General features: G+C 60.3%; 21 protein-coding genes, 1 tRNA gene and 1 pseudogene. 16 read left to right on the top strand and 7 right to left on the bottom strand.

What is annotated here, in order from left to right; genetic code table 11:
• Window positions 1-77 precede the first annotated feature (77 nt).
• The 3 genes from FW764_RS15440 (at window position 78) to FW764_RS15430 (ending at window position 1,513) form a co-directional block, all read left to right on the top strand.
• Window positions 78-545 carry an FAD/FMN-containing dehydrogenase gene (locus FW764_RS15440; protein WP_446434643.1) on the top strand — a complete coding sequence of 156 codons (468 nt, stop codon included), beginning with the start codon at window positions 78-80 and terminating at the stop codon, window positions 543-545.
• On the top strand, window positions 542-1,231 hold the full coding sequence (locus tag FW764_RS15435) for an energy-coupling factor ABC transporter permease (protein ID WP_446434642.1): 690 nt from the start codon (window positions 542-544) through the stop codon (window positions 1,229-1,231). Before FW764_RS15440 ends, FW764_RS15435 begins: the two co-directional genes overlap by 4 nt.
• Before the next feature lie 66 nt (window positions 1,232-1,297).
• On the top strand, window positions 1,298-1,513 hold the full coding sequence (locus FW764_RS15430; protein ID WP_446434641.1) for a hypothetical protein: 216 nt from the start codon (window positions 1,298-1,300) through the stop codon (window positions 1,511-1,513).
• Here FW764_RS15430 and yacG read toward each other — a convergent pair.
• Genes yacG through FW764_RS15410 form a run of 4 tightly spaced genes read right to left on the bottom strand, consistent with a single transcriptional unit; the run spans window position 1,510 to window position 4,398 of the window.
• On the bottom strand, window positions 1,510-1,710 hold the full coding sequence (gene yacG, locus FW764_RS15425; RefSeq protein WP_083360205.1) for a DNA gyrase inhibitor YacG: 201 nt from the start codon (window positions 1,708-1,710) through the stop codon (window positions 1,510-1,512). The genes FW764_RS15430 and yacG overlap by 4 nt on opposite strands.
• The gene (gene coaE / locus FW764_RS15420; RefSeq protein ID WP_446434640.1) at window positions 1,707-2,330 is read right to left on the bottom strand and encodes a dephospho-CoA kinase; all 624 of its coding nucleotides are present in this window, start codon (window positions 2,328-2,330) and stop codon (window positions 1,707-1,709) included. Before coaE ends, yacG begins: the two co-directional genes overlap by 4 nt.
• Window positions 2,327-3,193, bottom strand: coding sequence for a prepilin peptidase (locus tag FW764_RS15415; RefSeq protein WP_446434639.1), 867 nt, complete (start codon window positions 3,191-3,193; stop codon window positions 2,327-2,329). The genes coaE and FW764_RS15415 overlap by 4 nt, the downstream gene beginning before the upstream one ends.
• Window positions 3,190-4,398 carry a type II secretion system F family protein gene (locus FW764_RS15410; protein ID WP_446434638.1) on the bottom strand — a complete coding sequence of 403 codons (1,209 nt, stop codon included), beginning with the start codon at window positions 4,396-4,398 and terminating at the stop codon, window positions 3,190-3,192. Before FW764_RS15410 ends, FW764_RS15415 begins: the two co-directional genes overlap by 4 nt.
• Window positions 4,399-4,601: 203 nt before the next feature.
• Between FW764_RS15410 and FW764_RS15405 the strand changes: the two genes are divergently transcribed.
• The 3 genes from FW764_RS15405 (at window position 4,602) to FW764_RS15395 (ending at window position 5,607) form a co-directional block, all read left to right on the top strand.
• A complete protein-coding gene (locus tag FW764_RS15405; protein WP_446434749.1) occupies window positions 4,602-5,015 on the top strand; it encodes a pilin in 414 nt (137 codons plus the stop codon).
• A gap of 64 nt (window positions 5,016-5,079) precedes the next feature.
• Window positions 5,080-5,152, top strand: a tRNA-Thr gene (locus FW764_RS15400).
• A gap of 149 nt (window positions 5,153-5,301) precedes the next feature.
• A complete protein-coding gene (locus tag FW764_RS15395; protein WP_446434637.1) occupies window positions 5,302-5,607 on the top strand; it encodes a DUF6388 family protein in 306 nt (101 codons plus the stop codon).
• Between the two features lie 80 nt (window positions 5,608-5,687).
• Here the strand turns inward: FW764_RS15395 and nadC are convergent, their stop codons facing one another.
• On the bottom strand, window positions 5,688-6,536 hold the full coding sequence (gene nadC / locus FW764_RS15390; protein ID WP_083360199.1) for a carboxylating nicotinate-nucleotide diphosphorylase: 849 nt from the start codon (window positions 6,534-6,536) through the stop codon (window positions 5,688-5,690).
• A gap of 242 nt (window positions 6,537-6,778) precedes the next feature.
• Here nadC and FW764_RS15385 point away from each other — a divergent pair, with 242 nt between their 5' ends.
• The 6 genes and pseudogenes from FW764_RS15385 (at window position 6,779) to FW764_RS15360 (ending at window position 13,167) form a co-directional block, all read left to right on the top strand.
• Window positions 6,779-8,935 carry a DUF1631 domain-containing protein gene (locus FW764_RS15385; protein ID WP_446434636.1) on the top strand — a complete coding sequence of 719 codons (2,157 nt, stop codon included), beginning with the start codon at window positions 6,779-6,781 and terminating at the stop codon, window positions 8,933-8,935.
• A 61-nt stretch (window positions 8,936-8,996) separates the two neighbouring features.
• Window positions 8,997-9,560 (top strand): 1,6-anhydro-N-acetylmuramyl-L-alanine amidase AmpD, encoded by a 564-nt coding sequence (ampD, locus tag FW764_RS15380; protein WP_446434635.1) that lies wholly within the window; start codon window positions 8,997-8,999, stop codon window positions 9,558-9,560.
• Window positions 9,557-10,393 (top strand): regulatory signaling modulator protein AmpE, encoded by an 837-nt coding sequence (gene ampE, locus FW764_RS15375; protein WP_446434634.1) that lies wholly within the window; start codon window positions 9,557-9,559, stop codon window positions 10,391-10,393. Before ampD ends, ampE begins: the two co-directional genes overlap by 4 nt.
• A gap of 224 nt (window positions 10,394-10,617) precedes the next feature.
• Window positions 10,618-11,757 (top strand): annotated as a pseudogene (locus tag FW764_RS15370) (HAMP domain-containing protein); the annotation flags it as partial.
• A 144-nt stretch (window positions 11,758-11,901) separates the two neighbouring features.
• Window positions 11,902-12,615 carry a methyl-accepting chemotaxis protein gene (locus FW764_RS15365; RefSeq protein WP_446434748.1) on the top strand — a complete coding sequence of 238 codons (714 nt, stop codon included), beginning with the start codon at window positions 11,902-11,904 and terminating at the stop codon, window positions 12,613-12,615.
• 126 nt (window positions 12,616-12,741) lie between these two features.
• Window positions 12,742-13,167, top strand: a complete 426-nt coding sequence (locus FW764_RS15360; protein WP_446434633.1) for a hypothetical protein — start codon at window positions 12,742-12,744, stop codon at window positions 13,165-13,167.
• Here the strand turns inward: FW764_RS15360 and FW764_RS15355 are convergent.
• Both FW764_RS15355 and cra read right to left on the bottom strand, forming a co-directional pair.
• On the bottom strand, window positions 13,117-13,893 hold the full coding sequence (locus FW764_RS15355; RefSeq protein ID WP_446434632.1) for a TatD family hydrolase: 777 nt from the start codon (window positions 13,891-13,893) through the stop codon (window positions 13,117-13,119). The two genes, FW764_RS15360 and FW764_RS15355, sit on opposite strands and share 51 nt — an antisense overlap.
• 2 nt (window positions 13,894-13,895) lie before the next feature.
• Window positions 13,896-14,891 (bottom strand): catabolite repressor/activator, encoded by a 996-nt coding sequence (gene cra, locus FW764_RS15350; RefSeq protein ID WP_446434631.1) that lies wholly within the window; start codon window positions 14,889-14,891, stop codon window positions 13,896-13,898.
• A gap of 292 nt (window positions 14,892-15,183) precedes the next feature.
• Here cra and ptsP point away from each other — a divergent pair, with 292 nt between their 5' ends.
• The 4 genes from ptsP to FW764_RS15330 all read left to right on the top strand — a co-directional run bounded on the left by ptsP (window position 15,184) and on the right by FW764_RS15330 (window position 22,444).
• Window positions 15,184-18,042 (top strand): phosphoenolpyruvate--protein phosphotransferase, encoded by a 2,859-nt coding sequence (gene ptsP, locus FW764_RS15345; RefSeq protein ID WP_446434630.1) that lies wholly within the window; start codon window positions 15,184-15,186, stop codon window positions 18,040-18,042.
• Window positions 18,043-18,984: a 1-phosphofructokinase gene (pfkB, locus tag FW764_RS15340; RefSeq protein WP_446434629.1), complete on the top strand. Its 942-nt coding sequence runs from the start codon at window positions 18,043-18,045 to the stop codon at window positions 18,982-18,984. It abuts the gene before it with no gap.
• Window positions 18,985-18,995: 11 nt separating this feature from the next.
• Window positions 18,996-20,711, top strand: a complete 1,716-nt coding sequence (locus FW764_RS15335; protein WP_446434628.1) for a fructose-specific PTS transporter subunit EIIC — start codon at window positions 18,996-18,998, stop codon at window positions 20,709-20,711.
• 191 nt (window positions 20,712-20,902) lie between these two features.
• On the top strand, window positions 20,903-22,444 hold the full coding sequence (locus FW764_RS15330) for an alkaline phosphatase D family protein (RefSeq protein ID WP_446434627.1): 1,542 nt from the start codon (window positions 20,903-20,905) through the stop codon (window positions 22,442-22,444).
• Window positions 22,445-22,488: the final 44 nt, after the last annotated feature.

Genomic DNA, 22,488 nt, shown 5'->3' with positions numbered 1-22,488 from the left:
ATGACCGCAGGAAGTCTTGCTTTAAAACGCCGGTGTAGACTGGCCACTCGACCACCATCCGAACCAAGGAGTATGCGGTGAAGTTTTTCGTGGTGCTGTTTTTGAGCCTTTTACCCTTTTTGGCCCAAGCCATCGAAGTGGGGGAGCGTGTCGCGCCGTGGACCTTACTTGATCAGTTTGATCAGGCCTACACCCTGAATGATCAAGCGCAGATTCTGTTGGTGGCTCGCAGTATGAACGCTGCCAAGTTGGTCGATGCGGCGTTGCAAGGTCAACCCAAGGGCTACCTCGAAGCGCGGCATGCAGTGTTTGTTGCGGATATCCAGCGTATGCCCCGGCTTATCGCCAAGCTGTTCGCCGTGCCCGCCATGCAAGCCTACAACTACCGGGTCATGCTCGACCGCGACGCGCGTATCGCCCCGCGTTATCTGGGGGCTGTGGATAAAGTGCTGTGGCTGCAACTCGATAGCGGCAAGCTGGTCGCGCAATCCGAATACAGCTCAGCTGCCGAACTGCGCCAAGCCTTGGAGCAAGTGAAGCCGTGATCAGCGCTGCGGTGCTGGCCCCGGAAACCCTCAGCATCGGCTGGTTGTTGTATGTGCCAGTGGTAATGTGGGCAATCTTGCGCTCGCCGTGGGTTGAGCTGTTCGCCGACCGACGGCGTCAGCATTTGTTGTTCGGTACGGTGTTCGCGCTGTTCATGCTGTGGCTGGTACGGCGAGATTTCGATACGGGGGTTTCCTACCACTTTATCGGCATGACTGCCGTCACCCTGCTGCTCGATTGGCCGTTGGCAGTCGTCGGCGGGTTGGCTGCGCAGTTCGGGCTGGTGCTGCTGGGGCGCCAGGACTTGGCCGCCGTCGGCGTCAACGGCCTGCTGCTGATCGTGTTGCCAGTGCTGATCACTGAGGCCTGCGCGGTGCGGGTCGAGCGGGCGCAACCACGCAATCCCTTTGTGTATATCTTCTGCTCGGGCTTTTTTGCCGCCGCGCTGTCGGCGCTGCTCTGCCTGTTGGCCGCGTTGGGGCTGCTCTGGTTCGACGGCCGTTTTGCAATGCCGCAATGGCTGGAGGATTTTGTCGGTTACCTATGGCTGATCATTTTCCCCGAGGCGTTCATCAACGGCATGGTTGTCAGCGCCCTGGTAGTGTTCTGCCCTGAATGGCTTGAAACCTTCAACCGCACGCGTTATCTATCCGCCCCCTGGAAGGATGACGATTCTCAGCGTTGATCCATATCAAATCTCAGGTAGCCGTACAGGCCCATGCTCTGCGAAATTCTTCCAGGAGCTTGGATTATGAGTGTGTACGAATGGGCAAGGCAGGAGTTGCGCAGGAGCCAGGAAGCCGCACAGGAAATCGGTTTTGACCCTGGCTTGACCCTGCGCGCCATGCTCAGCGCGGTAGTGCAGCAGAGCAAAGGCGTACGCAGTTTCGAAGACTTGGCCGACGAGCTGCAATACCTTGCAGAAAACCTCGACGACCAGCAGGAATACGCCTTTATGCGGCCTTAGTGGCGCGGTGGCAGGTCTTCGGAGAACAGGTCGTCCTCCGCATCCGGGCTGACCGGGATTTTATGTTCTTCCGACGCCCAGGCGCCCAGGTCGATAAGTTTGCAACGGTCCGAGCAGAACGGCCGGTTTGGGTTGGTCGCTTTCCATTCCACGGGCGCACCGCAGGTTGGGCAGTCGACAGTCATAGGTTGGCTCATGATCGGCCTCCACGCAAAGTAAGGTAAAAATGGTGCAGTCGCTCGACCTCGCTGTGTAGCCAGGCGAGGCCTTGGTCATTGACCAGCACGTCATCGGCATGGTTCAGGCGCTCTTCGCGGCTGGACTGAGCCTTCAGAATCGCCTGCACCTGCTGTTCGCTGATGCCGTCGCGCTGCAGGGTACGCTGAATCTGCAGTGATTGCGGCACGTCGATCACCAGGATGCGCTGGGTCATGCTGTACTGGCCGGACTCAATCAGTAGCGGCGACACCAGAATCGCGTATGGCGACCGCGCGCGCGCCAGGTGGCTGCGAATTTCCTCACCAATCAGCGGGTGCAGCAAGGTCTCCAGCCAGCGGCGCTCTTCGGGTACTTCAAAGATCAGCTTGCGCAACGCGGCGCGGTCCAACTGGCCATCGGGCTGCAATACGCCAGTACCGAAATGCTCGGCGATCTGCGCCAGGGCCGGCCGGCCGGGCTCGACTACCCAGCGGGCAGCATGGTCAGCGTCTACCAGGTCGATGCCCAGGTCGATAAAGTGCAGGGCAGCCGCGCTTTTACCGCTGCCGATACCGCCGGTGAGGCCAAGAATCCAAGGTGTTACAACAGAATTGGTCATCTGAAACCGACAGACTGCAAATAGAAGTCGGTTATTTGACCACCCCAGAGCAATGCAATCCAGCCGGCAATCGCCAGGCATGGACCAAACGGCATGGGTATCGAGGCCTGGGGCTTACGCAAGCGCATCACGATCAGCCCGGCGAGCACCCCGAGCAGCGATGACATCAGCAACGTCATCGGCAGAATCTGCCAGCCGCCCCATGCGCCGAGCAGGGCCAATAACTTGAAATCGCCATAGCCCATGCCATCCTTGCCGGTGACCATCTTGAATAGCCAGAACACCGTCCACAGGCTCATATAACCGATCACCGCGCCCCATAGCGCATCGGGCAGTGTCGCTAGCACGTCGGCACTGTTGAGGATCAACCCCAGCCATAACAGCGGCAGCACCAGAATGTCGGGCAGCAGTTGATGATCCACATCGATCAGGCTCATCGCCAGCAACCCCCAGCTCAGCACCATCACTGCGCCGGCTTGCCAGCCGAAGCCGAATTGCCAGGCAACGGTCGCCGAGATCAGCGCGCAGGCAAGCTCCGTGAAGGGGTAGCGCGCGCTGATCGGCTCATGACATCGGGCGCAGCGCCCTCTGAGCAGCAGGTAGCTGAGCAGCGGGATATTTTCCCACGGGCGAATGGGCTGGTTGCACCTCGGACAGCACGAATTGGGCTGCATCAAGTTGTAGGTGGGGCCTGCTGGGTCTGCAGGTAAACCGAGCACCTCTTGGGCCTGGGCGCGCCACTCGCGCTGCAGCATCGTCGGCAGGCGCCACGCCAGCACGTTGATGAAACTGCCGATGATCAGGCCGAGCGCCAGCGCGATCCCGACAAACACCCACGGTTCTTCTTGAAGCAGCAGGCTCAAAATGCGGACCCCAACTGGAACACCGGCAGGTACATGGCGATGACCAAGGCGCCGACGATGCCGCCTAATACCACCATAATCAGTGGCTCCATAAGGCTGGTGAGGTTCTCGATCAGGGTGTCCACGTCGGCCTCATAGTGGTTGGCGACTTTTTCCAGCATGGTATCCAGGGTGCCCGATTCTTCACCGATCGCCGTCATCTGGATCGCCATGCCGGGAAACAGCCCCTTACTGGCCATGGATTGATGCAACTGCATGCCTGTGGATACATCGTGACGCATATGCTCGATCGCCTTTTTGAACAACCCATTACCTACCGCGCCCGCCACGGAATCGAGAGCCTGCACTAAGGGCACACCTGCAGCAAAAGTCGTCGAGAGTGTGCGTGCATAGCGGGCGACGGCGGATTTTTTCAGCAGTGTGCCTGCCAGAGGCGCGTTCAACAAACCGGCGTCCAGCCAGTGGCGAAAACCAGGCAATGTCCGGTAGGCCTGGCGCATCCCGACAATTGTGGCGCCTGCGCCAAGTGCGACCATCCACCAGGCCTGCTGCAGGAATTCGGACAAGGCAATCACCTTCAAGGTAAAGCCGGGCAGTTTGCCGTCGACGCCGGCAAAGAGGCTCTGAAACTGCGGCACCACATGGATCAGCAGGACGCTGCTGACCAGGCATGCGATCACGATCACGGCGAGAGGGTAGGTCATGGCCTTCTTGATTCGCGCCTTGAGTTGCTGGCTTTTTTCCAGGTGCACTGCCACCCGCTCCAGCAGGGTTTCCAGGGCACCGGCCTGTTCGCCAGCAGCGACCAGATTGCAATACAGGTCATCGAAGTAGCGTGGATGTTTGCGCAGTGCTGCGGCCAGGTTATTGCCGGCGGCGATTTCCTGCTTCAAACCTTTTACCAACTCGCGCATCAGTCGGCTGTCGAAGCCTTCGCGGATAATGTCGAAGGCTTGCAACAAGGGGATGCCGGCCTTCAGCAATGTCGCCAACTGGCGGGTGAACAAGGCAATATCGGCGGGTTTTATCGGCGTGGCGAAGCTTGGCAGGTGAGTGGTCTTCTTGCGCACGCGGCTGGGGCAGATCCCTTGCTGGCGCAACTGCGCCTTGATCAGCGCCAGATCATGGCCGACGCTTTGCCCGGACACCTTGCGCCCTTTACGGTTGATGCCTTCCCAGGCGTAGATCGTTGCAGCGTCATTCATTTCACGTTTCCGCACACAGGTCGTTGAAGATTTATAGCTTAGTCTGGTGCCGGATTCGGGCAGGTCGGTGGCGAACGATAAAATGTCAGATTGTGCGTCTTGCACGCGATTGGCCGCTCGCGGATGAGTACACTGGCGCCGCTGCATAATGCGGGGCGTAGGACGCGCCTTGTTACGGGTTCTATCTCTGGAGAGTGAATGTGATGCGTCAGAAAGGTTTTACCTTGATCGAGTTGTTGATCGTCGTGGCAATCATCGGCATTTTGGCCACCGTGTGTTTGCCGCTGTACACCAAGCAACAGGCCAAGGCCAAGTTCACCGCGGGGTTGGCAGAAATCGCTGCGTTGAAGGCCGGTTTCGAAGATACCCTCAACCAAGGCACCGTGCCGACCCTGGCCTTGATCGGTGGCACCAGCCCCACCGCCAATTGCACGATCAGCGTGGCTGGCGATGTGGCTACCGGCACCGGCTCCATAAGTTGTGAAATTCTGGATGCGCCTGCGCCCGTATTGGGCAAAACCATCACGTTGACGCGCAGCGCCACCACGGGCTGGAAGTGCGCAACCAACGTCGACGCGCAGTACGTGGCCAAGGGCTGCGGCGCCGACGGGGCATAACGGCCGCTGGGCGTTAGGCGAGTTAGTTGCCGCATGCCCAATGCGGTGCTAGCTTTAGCCCATCGCCCGTGTAGCTCAGCTGGTAGAGCAGCGCACTCGTAACGCGAAGGTCGCAGGTTCGATTCCTGTCTCGGGCACAAAGGCAACACTGTTTCAAAGGCAACGTTTTCAGATGATCCCAGAATGGTTCTGAAGGCCAGATGAGCCGGTATTCACGCCTGCTCTTTGTATCTGCGCAACCTTGATGACCCAGATGCATCCCCATTCCTCGATCTAAGAGAACAACATGACCACGACTGAAATGACCCAGGAAGTTCGGCACCAAGCAGCGCTCGAAAAATACCTCGAAGAGTCGCCGCAGCTTAAAGACGAGATCAAGGACCTGAGTGATGATGATCAGCGCGATCAGATCCAGTGGGCATTTGAGGATGAGGCCGAAAGCCAGGGCTATCAGCCTTGGGAACTGACCCTCAAGTACACCTCGACACCCGAAGCGTTCGAAGCCGCACGGCTGGCCTTGCACAAAGAGGCCGCCGAGGTGCTGGGTGTCGAATGGGAAGAGTATTGCGAGATGAATGACCTGGTGGTCTAGGCGCTAAGCCTGCAGCGAGCTTGTTGTGGCCAGCCCGCTCGCCACAACAAGCACTTCACCAAGGCTTTTGGTTATGTGCCTCAGATACTCAGGCGCATCGACAAATCCACTGCCTTCACATCCTTGGTCATCGCGCCAATGGAGATGTAGTTCACTCCGGTTTCTGCGATGGGCAGTAGGGTGGTTTCATTGATCCCGCCGCTGGCTTCCAGCTTGGCCTTGCCGGCGTTCAGGCGCACTGCCTCACGCATGTCCTCCAGGCTCAACTCGTCGAGCATGATGATGTCGGCACCCGCCGCCAGTGCTTCGCGCAGTTCATCCAGGCTTTCCACTTCGATTTCTACCGGCTTGCCCGGGGCTATCTGGTGGGCGGCTTTAATCGCCTGGGCAATGCCGCCGCACGCGGCGATATGGTTTTCCTTGATCAGGAATGCGTCATACAAACCGATGCGATGGTTGTGGCAACCGCCGCAGGTTACTGCGTATTTCTGCGCCAGGCGTAAGCCCGGCAGGGTTTTACGGGTGTCCAGCAGCTTGACCTGGGTCGTGGCGACAAAATCTGCCAGCGACTGAGCGCGCGTGGCGACGCCTGACAGCATTTGCAGAAAATTCAGCGCGCAGCGTTCGCCGCTCAGCAGCGAACGGGCTGGGCCTTCGAGGTGGAACAGCACCTGGTCAGGGCTGACGCGCTCACCGTCGGCTACCTGCCAATGCACCGCAACTCTGGGGTCGAGCTGGCGGAATACCGCGTCCACCCAGGCGGTTCCGGCGATAACCGCCGCCTCGCGAGTAATGATCGTGGCTTTGGCCAGCCGTTCGGCCGGGATCAATTGCGCGGTGATGTCGCCGCTGCCGATGTCTTCCAGCAGCGCGCGGCGCACGTTGGCTTCGATTTCGGCGGTGAGGTCGGCAAGACGGAGATTCGGCATAACAGGCTCCACAAACAAAGTGCCTCGATTATAGGGGTTGTGCGCCTTTGAACCCAGGCTCCCATTCATTTACAGCGCAACGGCAGAGTTTGCTGGCGCAACTCCCCTCATTTGCAAGATAATCTCGCGCCTTGCAATTGGCGTCATAGCTTTGACGTCCTGGTGATAATTGGTTTTGCAGCCACCCTTTTGGCCTGTAGTCGTTATTACCCACTTCAACACCGCCGTTTCAGGAGGCCAGGATGCACATTGACGAAAAGGTGGTGCCAATCAGTAAGGCACAGACCACGCCATCGCCGCTCGCGCGCCTGCCGGTGGTGGTGTTGCAGGTTCGCGACAAGGCTGCCCAACAACTGCAGCAAGGCTTGCAGGAGCTGTTCGATAATGCCGACGACACCCTGTTCGAAATGGCCGACAAAGCCCGCAGCAACGCTGACCATCACATTTTCTTTGAAGCCATGCGTGATCTGCGCCTCAAGCGCAAGAATTTCGAGCGCGTGTTCATGGAGCAACTGTTCGCAGCGTTCGCTAACCTGGGCCACACCGGGCACGGTGATCCGCACTGGGTACCCGTGGTGTCTTACGACGCGACGCCTGGCACGTCCAAAGACGATCTCGAAAAAGCCGTTGCGCTGGAGGCCATGCTCGTCCGGGTGCAGCATCGCGATGGCCTGGCGCTGGGGCAACTGACCGCGCGATTGAGCACATTGCTGGAAAAGCCCCTGGATGAACGCGAAAACCCGGTGGGTCCGGCACTGCTGTGTGAGTTCTTTTTGCGCGCAGGGCGCAGCTTAGGGGTAGAGATCCGCGTCAAGCTGATCATGCTCAAGCTCTTTGAAAAGTATGTGCTAAGTGACGCTGATCAACTGTTCGGCGAGGCCAACCAGTTACTGGTTGCCACCGGCGTATTGCCTGAACTCAAGGCCATACCGTCACGTCGCCCTGGCGAGCGAGCGGCGCACGAGCAACGGCACGAAGGCCGCCAGGCCAGCGTCGACCAGCCGTTGGATGAAAACGGCCAGGAAGCCTTCGCCGCGTTGCAAAAGTTGCTCGCGGGCGAGCGTGGCAGCGTAGCGCCCACCCTGGAGGCCAGCGCCGACCCGCAACCCATCGCCCCCCGTGACCTGTTGCGTTTGCTCTCCCACCTGCAGCAATACGTGCCGGAGCCTGAGGTCGAAGACGATTTCGACCTGCGCAACCAGCTTGGGCAGCTGTTGACCCGAGTCAGCGTCAAGAGCGGAAAATCCCGCGTGGTGGAAGACGCTGATGAGGATGCGATCAACCTGATTGCCCTGCTGTTCGAGTTCATCCTCGACGACTGCACCGTGCCGGACGCCTTTAAGGGGTTGATCGCCCGCTTGCAGATCCCGCTGTTGAAAGTCGCGGTGCTGGACAAGAGTTTCTTCAGCCGTACCCACCATCCGGCGCGGCGACTGCTCAATGAAATGGCCGCTGCCGCCATGGGCTGGAGCCCACACGCTGACTACCAGCGTGACAGCCTGTACCTGCAGATTGAGCAGGTGGTGCAATGTTTACTGAATGACTTCGTCGAAGACCCGACGATTTTTTCTCAATTGCTGGCGCAGTTCACCGCGTTTACCGGCGATGAGCGTCGCCGTAGCGAGCTGCTTGAACAGCACACCCGTGAGGCCGAAGAAGGGCGGGTGCGTACGCAAGCCGCTCGTGAGCGTGTAGCCGACCTGCTCAATCGACGGTTAATGGGCAAGGTATTACCGCAATCGGTGGTGCAGTTCCTACAGCAGGCCTGGAGCCAGGTGCTGTTGTTGGCCAGCCTCAAGCACGGCGAACAGTCGGTGCAGTCGCAGGCGGCGGTGCGCACCATGGACGAGTTGATCTGGAGCGTGGGCCTGCAGAAAGACACAGAAGCTGGCCGACACTTGCTGGAGCAACTGCCTGGGCTGCTCACTGCATTGCGCAACGGCTTGACCAGTGCGGCGTTCGATTCCTTCAGCACGCGTGAGTTTTTTGTACGCTTGCAGGCCATGCATCTTCAGACTGCCGAAGGCGAGAGCACCGACACGCCGATCACAGTGCGCGAACCCTTTTCATTCAGTGCCGGGTTACCTGATGCTATGGAAAGCCTGCCGCACGATGACCCGGACCTGCTCAAGGCTCACCAACTGCGTATCGGCGGCTGGTTTGAATTCCAGCAAGACGAAGGCACCTGCCTGCGGTGCAAACTGACAGCGATCATGGCGCCAGCCAATAGCTATATTTTTGTCAGCCGCACAGGGCTCAAAGTCCTGGAGAAAACGGCTGACCAATTAGCGATGGCGTTCAAGCACGGCGCGCTGCGCACCTTGGACGATAGGCTGTTGTTCGACCGTGCGCTGGCGTGTGTGGTTGGCAACCTGCGTCAACTCAATCGCGGCAAGTGATCGCAACCGCAGGGCTGAACGCGGCATACTGGTAATACCTCGTCTCACTCAAGGAACCTGTATGCAGTTGGACCCCACCAGCGGTTGGTGCCAGGGCATTCGTCATTGCCCTTCGCCCAACCATAACGAGCGCCCCGCAGGCGAAATCTCACTGTTGGTGGTGCATAACATCAGTTTGCCGCCGGCGCAGTTTGCCACTGGCAAGGTGCATGAGTTCTTTCAGAATCGTCTGGATGTCACGGAACATCCCTACTATGAAGGCATTGCCGATCTACGCGTGTCTGCGCATTTTCTGATTGAGCGTGACGGCACCGTGACGCAATTTGTATCGTGCCTGGACCGCGCCTGGCATGCCGGGATATCCAGTTTTGAGGGGCGCGAGGTCTGCAACGATTTTTCCCTTGGCATCGAGCTGGAAGGGACGGACGAGCTACCGTTTACCGAAGCCCAATATGCATCGCTGATCGACCTGACGCGCCAGCTGCTGACGGCTTACTCGGACATTACCCTGCAGCGAATTTGTGGCCATAGTGATATCGCCCCGGGACGCAAGACTGACCCGGGCCCGGCTTTTGATTGGACGCGCTTTCGCAGCGCCCTGCAGGATGGAGGACACGCACGATGAGTTTTCTGGTGTTAGTACTGGCGGTCTGGATCGAGAAGTTTTCGGCCCTGCGTCGGCGGTTGCAGCGTGACGGTGGATGGCTGCGTGAGCTGGCCAAGCTGGAATCGAGCCCGCGCATGGGCAAGCAGCCTTGGTTGATTCTCGTGCTGCTGGTGTTGTTGCCGGTGGCCCTGCTCGCGCTGTTGCTGTTGGTACTGGAGCCGGTGGCTTATGGTTTGCTGGCGCTCCCGGTGCACTTGCTGGTGGTGATTTATAGCCTGGGGCGAGGCGACTTGTTGGCTGGGCTCGGGCCGTTTCGCGATGCGTGGCGACGCGGCGACCTGCAAGCGGCGAAACACGTGGCCGAGCGTGATCTGAAGATTGCGGCCGACAGTGGCGAGCAGTTGCTGGAGCGCGTGCAAGGCCATCTGCTCTGGCAGGCTTATCAAAGCTTTTTCGCGGTGATTTTCTGGTACTTCCTGCTGGGCCCGGTCGCTGCACTGGCTTATCGCCTGTTGGCGTTGGCCAGCGAGCATAGCCAGAACCCGTTGGTTGCCGAGCGTGCCGGGCAGATGCGCCATGCGTTTGACTGGCTACCGGTACGCCTGCTGGCGGCGAGTTTTGCTTTGGTGGGTAACTTTGTCGCGGTCAGCCGAGTGATGCTGCATGAGCTGTTGAGCTGGGACATCAGCGCTGCACAGTTGATGGAAAAAGTAGGTCTGGTGGCGGCTGAAATACCACCGCCGTTGGTGGGGGCGGACGGCATCAACAGCCTTGATCGCCTGTGGGAACTGCTGCTGCGTGCGGCGGTGCTGTGGTACGCCGGGTTTGCGATCTGGACGGTGTTGCCGTAGCCAGCAAGAAGTTCGGGTTTGTGTGACGAGGGCGCTTGCTCCTTCGCCACAACAAGCCTGCTCATCACCGGCCATTAACCTTATGTTACAAAACTCCCTTTCGAATTGAGCTATACAGGCAGAGCGCCAAATAGTGGCTTTCTGCCGCGCCCCTTGCGCCTCAATAAAAATAATAGAAAGGGAGTTCACCTGTGAAGAGCTTGCTCTATCCCGCCGTCGCGCTGATGAACCGCCTGAGTTTCGGTATGAAATTCAGCCTGATCAGCGTGCTGTTCCTGCTGCCGATGCTGGTGACCAACTATTTCCTGGTGCGTGATTCCTGGTCTGAATTCCAGGGCACTCGGGTCGAACTGCAAAGCCTTGATCTGCTCGGCAGCAGCCTGGTGCTGCGCCGTGACCTGGAAACCCTCAACAATCAGGTACAGATCAACGCGGTACTTGGCCAGTCCGGTAAGGCCGGTGACCTGGAGAGCAAGATCAGCGCCTTGGAGCAGAGTGTGCTAAGCCGCCTGCAAGCGCTCAACGCGTTGGCCCTCGACCCTGAGCAGGTCAACGCGTTCGACGGCAAGCGCGACGAAATGATCGCTGCGTTCAAGGCCCAGCAACAGGAAACCTCGCTGCTAAGCAAAAGCGCGCTGATCGGCAAGTTGCTCAATCAAGCCCAGATGCTTAGCCTGATCATCGCCAGCCAGTCCGGTTTGAGCCGCGAAGCCCAGAGTGATTTGCGCCAACTCAGTGAGCTGGTCACCCGCGTAACCCCTCACGTCACTCAAACCATGGGCGAAGGGCGCGCTATGGGGGCGTATTCCCTGGGCCAAGGCTTTCTCAATTCATCCTCCAGCACACGCTTTGATGAACTGCTGCAGCAGTTGGAAAAACTCCAGGCTGAGTACGCGTTGAAATTGCAGGATGCACTGGGCGCCAGCAACGCTGCGCATACGGCGCTCGATAACCTGGCCAAGGCCAGCAGTGCGAGCCTCAAGCAAGCCAGTGATGTGTTTGAAGAGCAGGTCGTCATGGCGCAAACCCTCGATGCTCCCTGGCAGGCTTTCTACGAAGACGTCAGCACGCTGATGGCCCAGACCTACCAGCTCGATGAAGCCACCTTGACCTTCCTCAAGCAGCAACTTGAGCAGCGCCTGAGCCAAAACCGTACGCACATAGTGGCGCTGGTCTCAGCCTTGGCGGCGGTCTTTTTACTGATCTTCTACTTGTACGCGGGTTTCTATGCTTCGACCCGCACAACCTTGCGCCGCCTGGGTGCGATGATGGGCAAAGTCGCGGCCGGTGATATGACCGTCACCTTCGTTGCGCACAGCCGCGATGAGCTGGGGGATTTGGGGCAAGTGTTCAACGGCACCGTAGCCAAAATTCACGACCTGATCGAACGCGTCGGCCACACCGTCAGTCAGGTCGAGTTGCAAGCCGGCCAGGTGCAGGCGGTGTCGGTCCAGAGCAATCAGGCGGTTTGTGGGCAGCGCAGTCAGATCGAGCAGGTGGCCACGGCGATGAACCAGATGTCTTCCACGGCTCAGGAAGTGGCGCGCAGCGCGGCGGCAGCGGTCAGCAGTGCCCATAGCGTCAATGATGAAACCGTCAGCGGCCGTGGCTTGGTGCAATCCCAGCAAGGCAGCATTGCGCGCTTGGCCTCGGAAATCGATGAGTCGGTGCGGGTCATTAACCAGTTGGCCACTGACAGCCAGTCGATCAGTAGCGTGCTGGAAGTGATCAAGAGCATCGCCGAACAAACCAACCTGCTCGCGCTGAATGCAGCGATTGAGGCGGCACGTGCCGGTGAGCAGGGCCGTGGTTTTGCGGTGGTCGCTGATGAGGTGCGCACCCTGGCCCGGCGTACCCAGCATTCCACTGAAGAAATCGAACAGATGATCAGCCGATTGCACAGTGGTGTCGATGCCGCGGTAAAGGCCATGGGCACCAGTCATGCCATGGCGAATGGCACCGTGGGGCAGTCGGAAAAGGTCCAACAGGCGCTGGAAAATATCCTCGGTGCGGTCGGCATGATCGTCGATCAGAACCAGCAGATCGCCGCTGCCGTGGAGCAGCAAACTGCCGTCGCCCACGATATCGACCAGAATATCGTCGCCATTAACCGTGCCGGTGAACATGCAGCCCAGGGCGCGTATCAGACCGAAACGGCCAGCCGGCTGCTGTCGGCGCAGGTCATCGAGTTGAAGCAATTGATCGGGGCGTTTCGTGTGTAGGGTCGGCGCGTAGGATTTAGTCTTCGCTGGGCGTGGTGCCTGTCTTGATTTCCGTGTGTGTCTTTTTTCAGTGCCGGAATGGGTGAGAATTTGTTTCAACTCGTCCCGGTCCAAGGAGGCACAACGATGAGCGTTTTTATCGGCATCAAAGGGCATTGCGCCCATTGCGACATCACGTTTGAACTCAAGCCTTGGCAGTTGAACGCCATTGCTATTGATGAGCCGTTTGGTTGCCCGTACTGCCGGAAAACCCTGCAGTTGAGCTGTCCCAGGCAGCTGCGCCAATTTAAGTCGCTGGATCACTGGGGCATGGTGCACCCGAGCATGATGGTCATGACGTGTGCGGTGCTGATCGTGGCGATGGTGGCCGAGTGGCTAGGGTTGCTCAGCGTGATCGGGCAACTCAATGTTTCACTGGTGGTGGTGCTGGTGCACTTCCTGGTGTTGCGTTATGCCCGTTACCGGCGGCGGCTGACGTTAAACTTGCAAGCAGTCAACCCGCTACCAATTGAACACCTCGCACGCATTGCGTGTGCTCGCCTCGGCCAATAATAAGGCGCTTATGCCCATGCGTTCGGCCAAGGCGCTGCAGATGTCCGGCAAGTGTTGCGGGCTGTTGCGCTGGCCTGGGTACATGACGGGCGCCATATCCGGCGAGTCGGTTTCCAGCACTACCGCCTCAAGGGGCAATTGGGCGAGCACCTTGTGCATGCGCAATGCCTGAGGCCAGGTAGCCGCACCGCCCAGGCCCAGTTTGAACCCGAGCTTGATGTACTCGCGAGCCTCTTCAACGCTGCCGGCGAACGCATGGATGATTCCGCCGCGCGGCAGTCGAATGCGCTTGAGCATCGCGATCACCGCCGCGTGACTGCGGCGCACGTGCAGCAGTGCCGGGAGCTGGAAGTCCACCGCCAGTCTCAACTGGGCCTCAAACAGACGTTGCTGGCGCTCACGGTCCAGTTGTTCGAGAAAGTAGTCCAGGCCGATTTCGCCGACGGCGCACAGTTGGCGGTGACCGTGCAGGCGCGAAAGCCAATCGCCCAACTCGCTCAGGTCGGTGGGGCGATGCTCATCGAGGTACACCGGATGCAGGCCGAAGGCGGCGAACAAGTCTTCATCTGCCTGCACCAGATCCCACAACCGTTGCCAATTTTGCTGATACACCCCCAACACCACCATGCGTTGCACGCCGAGTTGACGGCTGTGCGCCAGCACTTCTCGGCGATCAATGTTGAAGTCCGGGAAGTCCAGGTGGGTGTGGGTGTCGATCAGTTCCACGCTCAAGCCTCGTGAATACGCTGCTTGAAGGTCCGGCCGATGGCATGCACGCCCGGTTGGTACTGTTCTTCTTCGATGGCGGCCAGCGCCAGGCGCAGCGCGGTGTCGGCAATCAGCTGATGTTGCTGGGCCATGGCGTTGACTGGCAACGGCAGGAAATCCAGCAATTGGGTGTCACCAAAGGTGCCCAGGCGCAGCGGTCGGGATTTGAGCGGGAAGTCGTGCAGCGCGTCAAACACGCCTTGCAGCAGCACGTAGGAGGTGGTCACCAGTGCGTCAGGCAAATGCCCCAGTTGCTGGAGAAGTTGCTCCATCAGCTGTCGGCCGCAGTCACGGCTGAAGGCTTCACCCTCTTCGATGATGACGTCACCGGTGAACCCTTGCAGGGCTTCGCGGAAACCGGCAGCACGCTCCTGGCTGATGCTCAGCTCGGGCCGTGCACCTATCAGTGCGATCTGCTTGGGCACCGGTTGCAGCAGGCTGCTGGTCAGTTGTTGGCAGGCCTGGCGGTCGTCGCTGACCACTGAGCAGAACTGCTCAGACTCCATCACCCGGTCAATGGCAATCACCGGCAGGCCCTTGGCTTGCAGCTCGCGGTAGCTGTCATCGCTGGCCGGCAGGCAACTGGCAACAAACAGTGCATCGCAGCGCCGTGCGCGGAACAGTTGCAACAACTGGCGCTCGCTCTGCGCCTCATCGTCAGAACTGGCGATCAGTAGCTGATAGCCGCGTGCTCGTGCACCTTGTTCCAACAGCTTGGCGATTCGTGCGTAACTGGGGTTTTCCAGGTCTGGCAGGATGAAACCCAAGGTGCGCGTATGCCGACTGCGCAGCCCGGCCGCCTGGGGGTTTGGGGTAAAACCATGGGCTTGGACCACGCCACGCACGCGCTCGACGGTTGCCTGGCTGATGCGTTGCTGTGCGGCCTTGCCATTGATGACGTAGCTTGCGGTGGTCACGGACACACCGGCCAGACGTGCGATATCACTGAGTTTCAAACCGGGATTTCCTTGTTTTTTCGAGCTTGCCCCGACATTTTGTCCAATCGTAACCGATTCCTGCACACGACTATTGTCTGAGCTCAAGCGCCGAGTGGCCCTTCAAGCTTGCATAATTAGCGCGTAATCTGCCATAAAATCTAGATTAAACGTTTCAGCAGGCGTATTTTTGCGATGTTCGGCGCTGAGTGACTACTGCCAATTGACCGCTCAGTCAGTATTTTTGAACATCCTGCGCTGATTTATTTAAAACAATACCTAGTGCGCACACCGCACTAACTAGGAGAACGGCATGCTTGAGCTCACTGTAGAGCAGATATCCATGGGCCAGATGGCTGTGGATAAATCTGCTGCCTTGCACCTGCTCGCTGACAAACTGGCGGCCGACGGCCTGGTTGCCGAGGGCTACCTCAGTGGTTTGCAAGCCCGTGAAGCCCAAGGCTCGACCTTTCTCGGCCAAGGTATTGCTATCCCTCATGGCACCCCAGAAACCCGTGACCAGGTCTTTTCCACCGGAGTGCGCCTGCTGCAGTTCCCCGAAGGGGTGGACTGGGGGGACGGCCAGATCGTCTACCTGGCTATCGGCATTGCGGCCAAATCCGATGAACACCTGCGCCTGTTGCAACTGCTCACCCGTGCCCTCGGTGAGACGGACCTGGGCCAGGCCCTGCGCCGTGCCAGCTCCGCTGAAGCGTTGCTGAAACTGTTGCAAGGTGCGCCGCAGGAACTGGCGCTGGATGCGCAGATGATCAGCCTGGGCGTGTCCGCCGATGATTTTGAAGAGCTGGTATGGCGCGGTGCGCGTCTGCTGCGCCAGGCCGACTGTGTGAGCAACGGCTTTGCCGCTGTATTGCAGCAAGTTGACGCGCTGCCCCTGGGCGACGGCCTTTGGTGGCTGCACAGCGAGCAGACGGTAAAGCGCCCGGGTCTTGCGTTTGTGACGCCGGACAAACCGATGCGCTACCTCGGCCAGCCCCTCAACGGTTTGTTTTGTTTGGCCAGCCTCGGCGAAGCGCACCAGATCTTGCTCGAACGCCTATGCGCTTTGTTGATTGAAGGTCGCGGCCAGGAATTGGGTCGCGCCACCAGCAGTCGCGCGGTGCTTGAAGTACTCGGCGGCGAACTGCCGCCCGACTGGCCGAGCGCGTGCATCACTCTGGCCAATGCCCATGGCCTGCATGCACGCCCGGCGAAAATCCTCGCGCAATTGGCGAAAAGTTTTGACGGCGATATCCGCGTACGCATCGTCGATGGCCCGGTGGGCGCCGTGTCGGTGAAAAGCCTGAGCAAGTTACTCAGCCTTGGCGCCCGTCGCGGCCAGGTGCTGGAGTTTGTCGCTGAGCCGACGATTGCGGGTGATGCGCTGCCCGCTCTGTTGGCTGCGGTAGAGGCTGGCCTCGGCGAAGAGGTCAAGCCGCTGCCCGCCGTGAGTGCCCAGCCCGCCAGCGTCGACATCGAACCGGTGATCAGCGCGCCCGCAGCAGGCAGCCAGGTCCAGGCCATCGCTGCCGCACCGGGCATTGCCGTCGGGCCTGCGCATATCCAGATTCAGCACGTGTTCGATTACCCCCTTCGCGGTGAGTCCTCAGCCATTGAGCGCCAGCGCCTGCAGAGCGCCCTGGCCGATGTGCGCCTCGATATCCAAGGCCTGATTGAACGCAGCCAGGCCAAAGCCATCCGCGAGATTTTCATCACCCACCAAGAAATGCTCGACGACCCGGAGCTGACCGACGAAGTCGACACGCGCCTCAAACAAGGCGAGAGCGCCCAAGCGGCATGGATGAGTGTGATCGAAGCCGCCGCCAAGCAGCAGGAGTCACTGCAGGATGCCTTGCTCGCCGAGCGCGCCGCGGACCTGCGCGACATTGGCCGCCGTGTGCTGGCCCAACTGTGCGGCATCGACACCGCCGAGGAGCCGAGCGAGCCTTACATCCTGGTGATGGACGAGGTCGGCCCCTCTGACGTTGCACGCCTGGACCCGGCCCGTGTCGCCGGCATCCTCACCGCGCGTGGTGGCGCCACGGCGCACAGCGCCATTGTCGCGCGAGCCTTGGGTATTCCCGCGTTGGTAGGCGCAGGTGCGGCGGTGTTGCTGCTAGCGTCTGGCACGCCGTTGCTGCTCGACGGCCAGCGTGGTCGCTTGCATGTCGACCCCGACGCCGCCGTCCTGCAACGCGCCACCGTCGAGCGTGACACCCGCGAGCAACGCCTGCAAGCCGCCTCGGCCCAGCGCCACGAACCGGCGCTGACCCGCGATGGCCATGCGGTAGAAGTGTTCGCCAACATCGGCGAAAGCGCCGGTGTGGCCAGCGCGGTGGAGCAGGGCGCTGAAGGTATCGGCCTGCTGCGTACCGAACTGATTTTCATGGCTCACCCGCAAGCGCCGGATGAGGCCACCCAAGAAGCCGAATACCGCCGCGTGCTTGATGGCCTCGACGGTCGCCCGCTGGTGGTGCGCACCCTCGACGTGGGTGGCGACAAACCTCTGCCGTATTGGCCGATCGCCGAGGAAGAAAATCCCTTCCTTGGCGTGCGCGGTATTCGCCTGACGTTGCAACGCCCGCAGATCATGGAAGCCCAACTGCGCGCGCTGCTGCGATCGGCGGATAACCGGCCGCTGCGCATCATGTTTCCCATGGTCGGCAGCGTCGATGAATGGCGCGCGGCCCGTGACATGACCGAGCGCCTGCGCCTGGAAATCCCGGTGGCCGACTTGCAACTTGGGATCATGATCGAGGTGCCTTCCGCCGCCTTGCTCGCGCCGGTATTGGCCAAGGAAGTCGACTTTTTCAGCGTCGGCACTAACGACCTGACCCAGTACACCCTGGCCATCGACCGTGGCCACCCGACGCTGTCGGCCCAGGCCGACGGCCTGCACCCGGCGGTGCTGCAACTGATCGATATCACCGTGCGCGCGGCCCACGCCCATGGCAAATGGGTTGGGGTGTGCGGCGAGTTGGCGGCGGACCCGCTGGCGGTGCCGGTGTTGATCGGCCTGGGCGTGGATGAGTTGAGCGTGTCAGCCCGCAGCATTCCTGAAGTGAAGGCGCGGGTGCGCGAATTCAGTCTGAGCGAGGCCCAGGGCTTGGCGCAAAAAGCCCTTGCGGTGGGTTCGCCCGCCGAAGTGCGAGCTTTAGTGGAGGCCGTGTAAATGGCGAAGATTCTGACCCTGACGCTGAATCCGGCGTTGGACCTCACGGTACGCCTGGCACACCTGGAGCCGGGTGAAGTCAACCGCAGCGAAACCCTGTTGACCCATGCGGCCGGCAAGGGTGTGAATGTGGCGCAGGTGCTGGCCGATCTCGGCCATCACGTGAGCGTGGGCGGTTTTCTCGGCGCCGCAAACCCCGAGGCTTTCGATGCCCTGATCGCCAGCCGTGGGTTTGGCGACGCGTTCATTCGCGTGCCGGGCGAAACCCGTAGCAATATCAAGATTGCCGAACAGGACGGCCGGGTCACCGACATCAATGCGCCGGGGCCGTTGGTGAGTGAGCAAGCGCAAAAAGAATTGCTGAGGCTACTGGCGGTAATCGGTCCTGAATTCGATGTGGTGGTGGTCGCCGGCAGCTTGCCGCGTGGCGTCAGCGCGCAGTGGTTTCAGGCATTGCTGGTGGAGCTTAAATCCCTCGGTTTGAAAGTCGTCCTCGACACCAGTGGCGAAGCCTTGCGCGCCGGTTTGCAGGCAGGGCCGTGGTTGATAAAACCCAACACTGAAGAGCTGGCTGAGGCCTTGGATTGCCCCACTGACTCCATCGCGCAACAGGCCCTGGCCGCCGAGCGTTTGCACGCCCAGGGCGTGGAGCACGTGGTGATCTCCCACGGCGCCGACGGTGTGAACTGGTTCAGTCCGGGCACCGCGCTGCACGCCACGCCGCCCAAGGTCAGCGTCGCCAGCACGGTGGGCGCGGGCGACTCGTTGCTGGCCGGGATGCTCCACGGTTTGCTCAGTGCTGATCTGCCGGAAACCACCTTGCGCCGCGCTACCGCGATCGCCGCGATGGCCGTCACGCAGATCGGTTTTGGTATCAGCGATGACGCGCAGTTGGCGCGTCTCGAAAGCGGCGTCCATGTGCGCGCGCTGACAGAACAATAAGAGGGTTTGTGATGAAGTTAGCCATTGTTACTGCCTGCCCGAACGGCATGGTCACCAGTGTGCTGTGCGCCCGCTTGTTGGACGCAGCTGCACAACGCCAAGGCTTGCGCACCAGCGTGGAAGTGGTGGACGTGCAGCGCCCGGAGCGCCAGTTGTCCCAGGCCACGCTTGATGAAGCCGAATGGGTGTTGCTGGTCAGCAGCACGCCGGTGGACATGCAGCGCTTTGTCGGCAAACGTGTGTTCCAGAGCACGCCGGCGCAGGCGCTGGCGGATGTCGAGGCGGTATTGCGCCGTGGCGCCGAAGAGGCTGCCGTCTATGTGGCGACTGCGCAACCGGTTAAAAACGCGCCGCGTATCGTGGCGATCACCGCCTGCCCGACGGGTGTTGCTCACACCTTCATGGCTGCCGAAGCCTTGCAGCAAACCGCCAAGCGTCTGGGCTATGACTTACAGGTTGAGACGCAAGGCTCGGTCGGCGCGCGCACGCCACTAAGCCCGGAGGCCATCGCCAATGCCGACGTGGTGTTGCTGGCGGCTGACATTGAAGTTGCCACCGAGCGCTTCGCCGGTAAGAAGATTTACCGTTGCGGCACCGGTATTGCCCTCAAGCAAGCCGAAGCGACCCTCAACTCGGCCTTGGCCGAGGGCGCGGTGGAAAGTACCGCGAGTGGCGCGGTCGCAAAGAAACCGGAAAAAACCGGCGTGTACAAACACCTGCTCACCGGCGTGTCGTTCATGTTGCCGATGGTGGTGGCGGGCGGTTTGTTGATCGCGTTGTCGTTTGTGTTCGGTATTCATGCGTTTGAAGAAAAAGGCACCTTGGCCGCTGCGCTCAGAGCCGTTGGCGACCAGGCCTTTATGTTGATGGTGCCGCTGCTGGCGGGCTACATCGCTTACTCGATTGCCGACCGGCCCGCCTTGGCACCTGGAATGATCGGAGGCCTGCTGGCGACAACGTTGGGCGCCGGGTTTATCGGTGGGATCTTCGCCGGGTTCCTGGCCGGCTACTGCGTGAAGCTGATTTCGCGCGCGGTGAAATTGCCGCAAAGCCTGGATGCTCTCAAGCCGATTTTGATCATTCCTTTGCTGGCTAGCCTGTTTACCGGGTTGGCGATGATTTACCTGATCGGGCCGCCCGTTGCACGGATGCTCGTGGGCCTGACCAATTTCCTCAGCACGATGGGATCTACCAATGCAGTTCTGCTGGGTATCCTCTTGGGCGGCATGATGTGTGTCGATCTCGGTGGCCCGGTCAACAAGGCGGCCTATGCGTTTTCTGTCGGGATGCTGGCGGCGCATAGTGGTGCGCCGATTGCCGCGACGATGGCGGCCGGTATGGTGCCGCCGATCGGTATGGGCATCGCCACCTTGCTGGCGCGACACAAGTTCGCCCAGACCGAGCGGGAGGCGGGCAAGGCTGCCATGATTCTTGGGATGGTCTTTATCTCCGAAGGCGCTATCCCCTTTGCCGCCAAGGACCCGCTGCGGGTGATTCCGGCGAGTATCGCCGGTGGCGCCTTGACCGGCGCATTGTCGATGTACTTTGGTTGCAAACTTGCCGCCCCCCATGGCGGCCTGTTTGTCCTGGTCATCCCGAACACGATGAACCATGCGCTGCTGTATTTGCTGGCGATTGTCGCCGGCAGCCTGTTGACCGGTTTGGTCTATGCGCTGATCAAGCGCCCGGAAGCGGTGGAGCTGGCGGTTACCTCAGCCAAGGCCTGACGCGATTCAAAATGTGGAAGGGGGGCTCTGGATAGCGCAGTGTCAGCCAGCACATCTATTGGCTGACCCACTGCCATCGGGAGCAAGCCCCCTCCCACATTTGGATCTCCATGGTTGCTGAGTTGGCGTGTCATCTATGCTTCATCCTCGCGTGGTTAAGTGTCCCTTTTGATATTTCAGAGGGCACCTGCATGAGCCACTTCGATCTCGGCCGTCGCCGTGTGATGCAAGCCGTTGGCGCCGGTCTGTTGCTGCCGGGGCTCGCGCCTGCGGTCATTGCGTCGGTCAAAGACCGCCCGCAACTCACCGACGGCGTGCAGTCCGGTGACGTGCTCGGCGACCGTGCGATGATCTGGAGCCGCAGTGACCGCCCGGCGAAGATGGTGGTGGAGTGGGACACTCGCAGTGTGTTCAGCAACCCGCGCAAGTTCATCTCGCCGCTGGCAGACAGCCGTACCGATTTTACCGCCCGCGTCGAACTCACCGGGCTGCCGGTTGATCAGGCGATTTTCTATCGTGTGCACTTTGAAGACGCCCAGACCGGCGTTGCCAGCGAGCCGTGGTTCGGTCACTTGCGCAGTGTGCCGCAACAGCGCCGCGATATCCGTTTTGTATGGAGTGGCGACACCGTCGGCCAGGGCTTCGGCATCAATCCGGACATCGGTGGCATGCGCATCTACGAAGCCATGCGCCTGCGCCTGCCGGACTTCTTTATTCACAGTGGCGACACCATCTACGCCGACGGCCCGGTGCCGGCGCAGCTGACCGTTGAAGACGGTCGCATCTGGCGCAATATCACCACCGAAGCCAAGAGTAAAGTCGCTGAAACCCTGGATGAATATCGCGGCAATTACCGCTACAACCTGCTCGACGAAAATGTGCGCCGCTTCAACGCCGAGGTGCCGCAGATCTGGCAGTGGGATGATCACGAGGTGGTGAATAACTGGTCGCCGAGCAAGCCATTGGATGAGCGTTATCAGACCAAGGACATCAACACCTTGGTCGGACGCGCACGTCAAGCCTGGCTTGAGTATTCACCGATGCGTCGGCAAAGCGCCGATGGCGGCGGGCGTATTTACCGCAAGCTCAGCTATGGCCCGTTGCTGGATGTGTTCGTGCTCGATATGCGCAGCTACCGTGGCCCCAACGACGATAACCTGGGCGGCGAAAAGCCTTTCATGGGCCGTGAGCAACTGGACTGGCTCAAGCGCGAACTCAAGGCCTCTCAGGCACAGTGGAAAGTCATCGCCGCCGACATGCCTATCGGCCTTGGCGTGCCCGACGGCGAGGTCAGCCCCGGCGTGCCGCGCTGGGAAGCTATTGCTAACGGCGACCCTGGCCCCGCGCAAGGCCGCGAGCTGGAAATTGCCGAGCTGTTAGGGTTTTTGCGCGCGCAGCAGGTGCGCAACCATGTATGGCTGACGGCGGATGTGCATTACTGCGCGGCGCATCACTACCACCCGGACCGTGCGGCGTTTCAGGATTTTGAGCCGTTCTGGGAGTTTGTTGCCGGGCCTTTGAATGCGGGAAGTTTTGGGCCGAACCCACTGGACAAGACGTTTGGGCCAGAGGTGGTTTTCGAGAAGGCGCCGCCTGCGCAAAACACCTCGCCGTTTGCCGGGTTTCAGTTTTTTGGCGAGGTGCAGATTGATGGGCAGACGGCGGAGCTGACCGTCATCCTGCGGGATCTGGATGGGGTCTCAGTGTTCGAGCAGAAGCTGCAACCGGTCTGATTTGAAATGCAATCAAATGTGGGAGGAGGCTTGCTCCCACATGT

Source organism: Pseudomonas sp. 1152_12, from assembly GCF_052850675.1.
The sequence above is the reverse complement of the archived record's forward strand: the minus strand, read 5'-3'. Positions and strand labels throughout refer to the sequence as shown.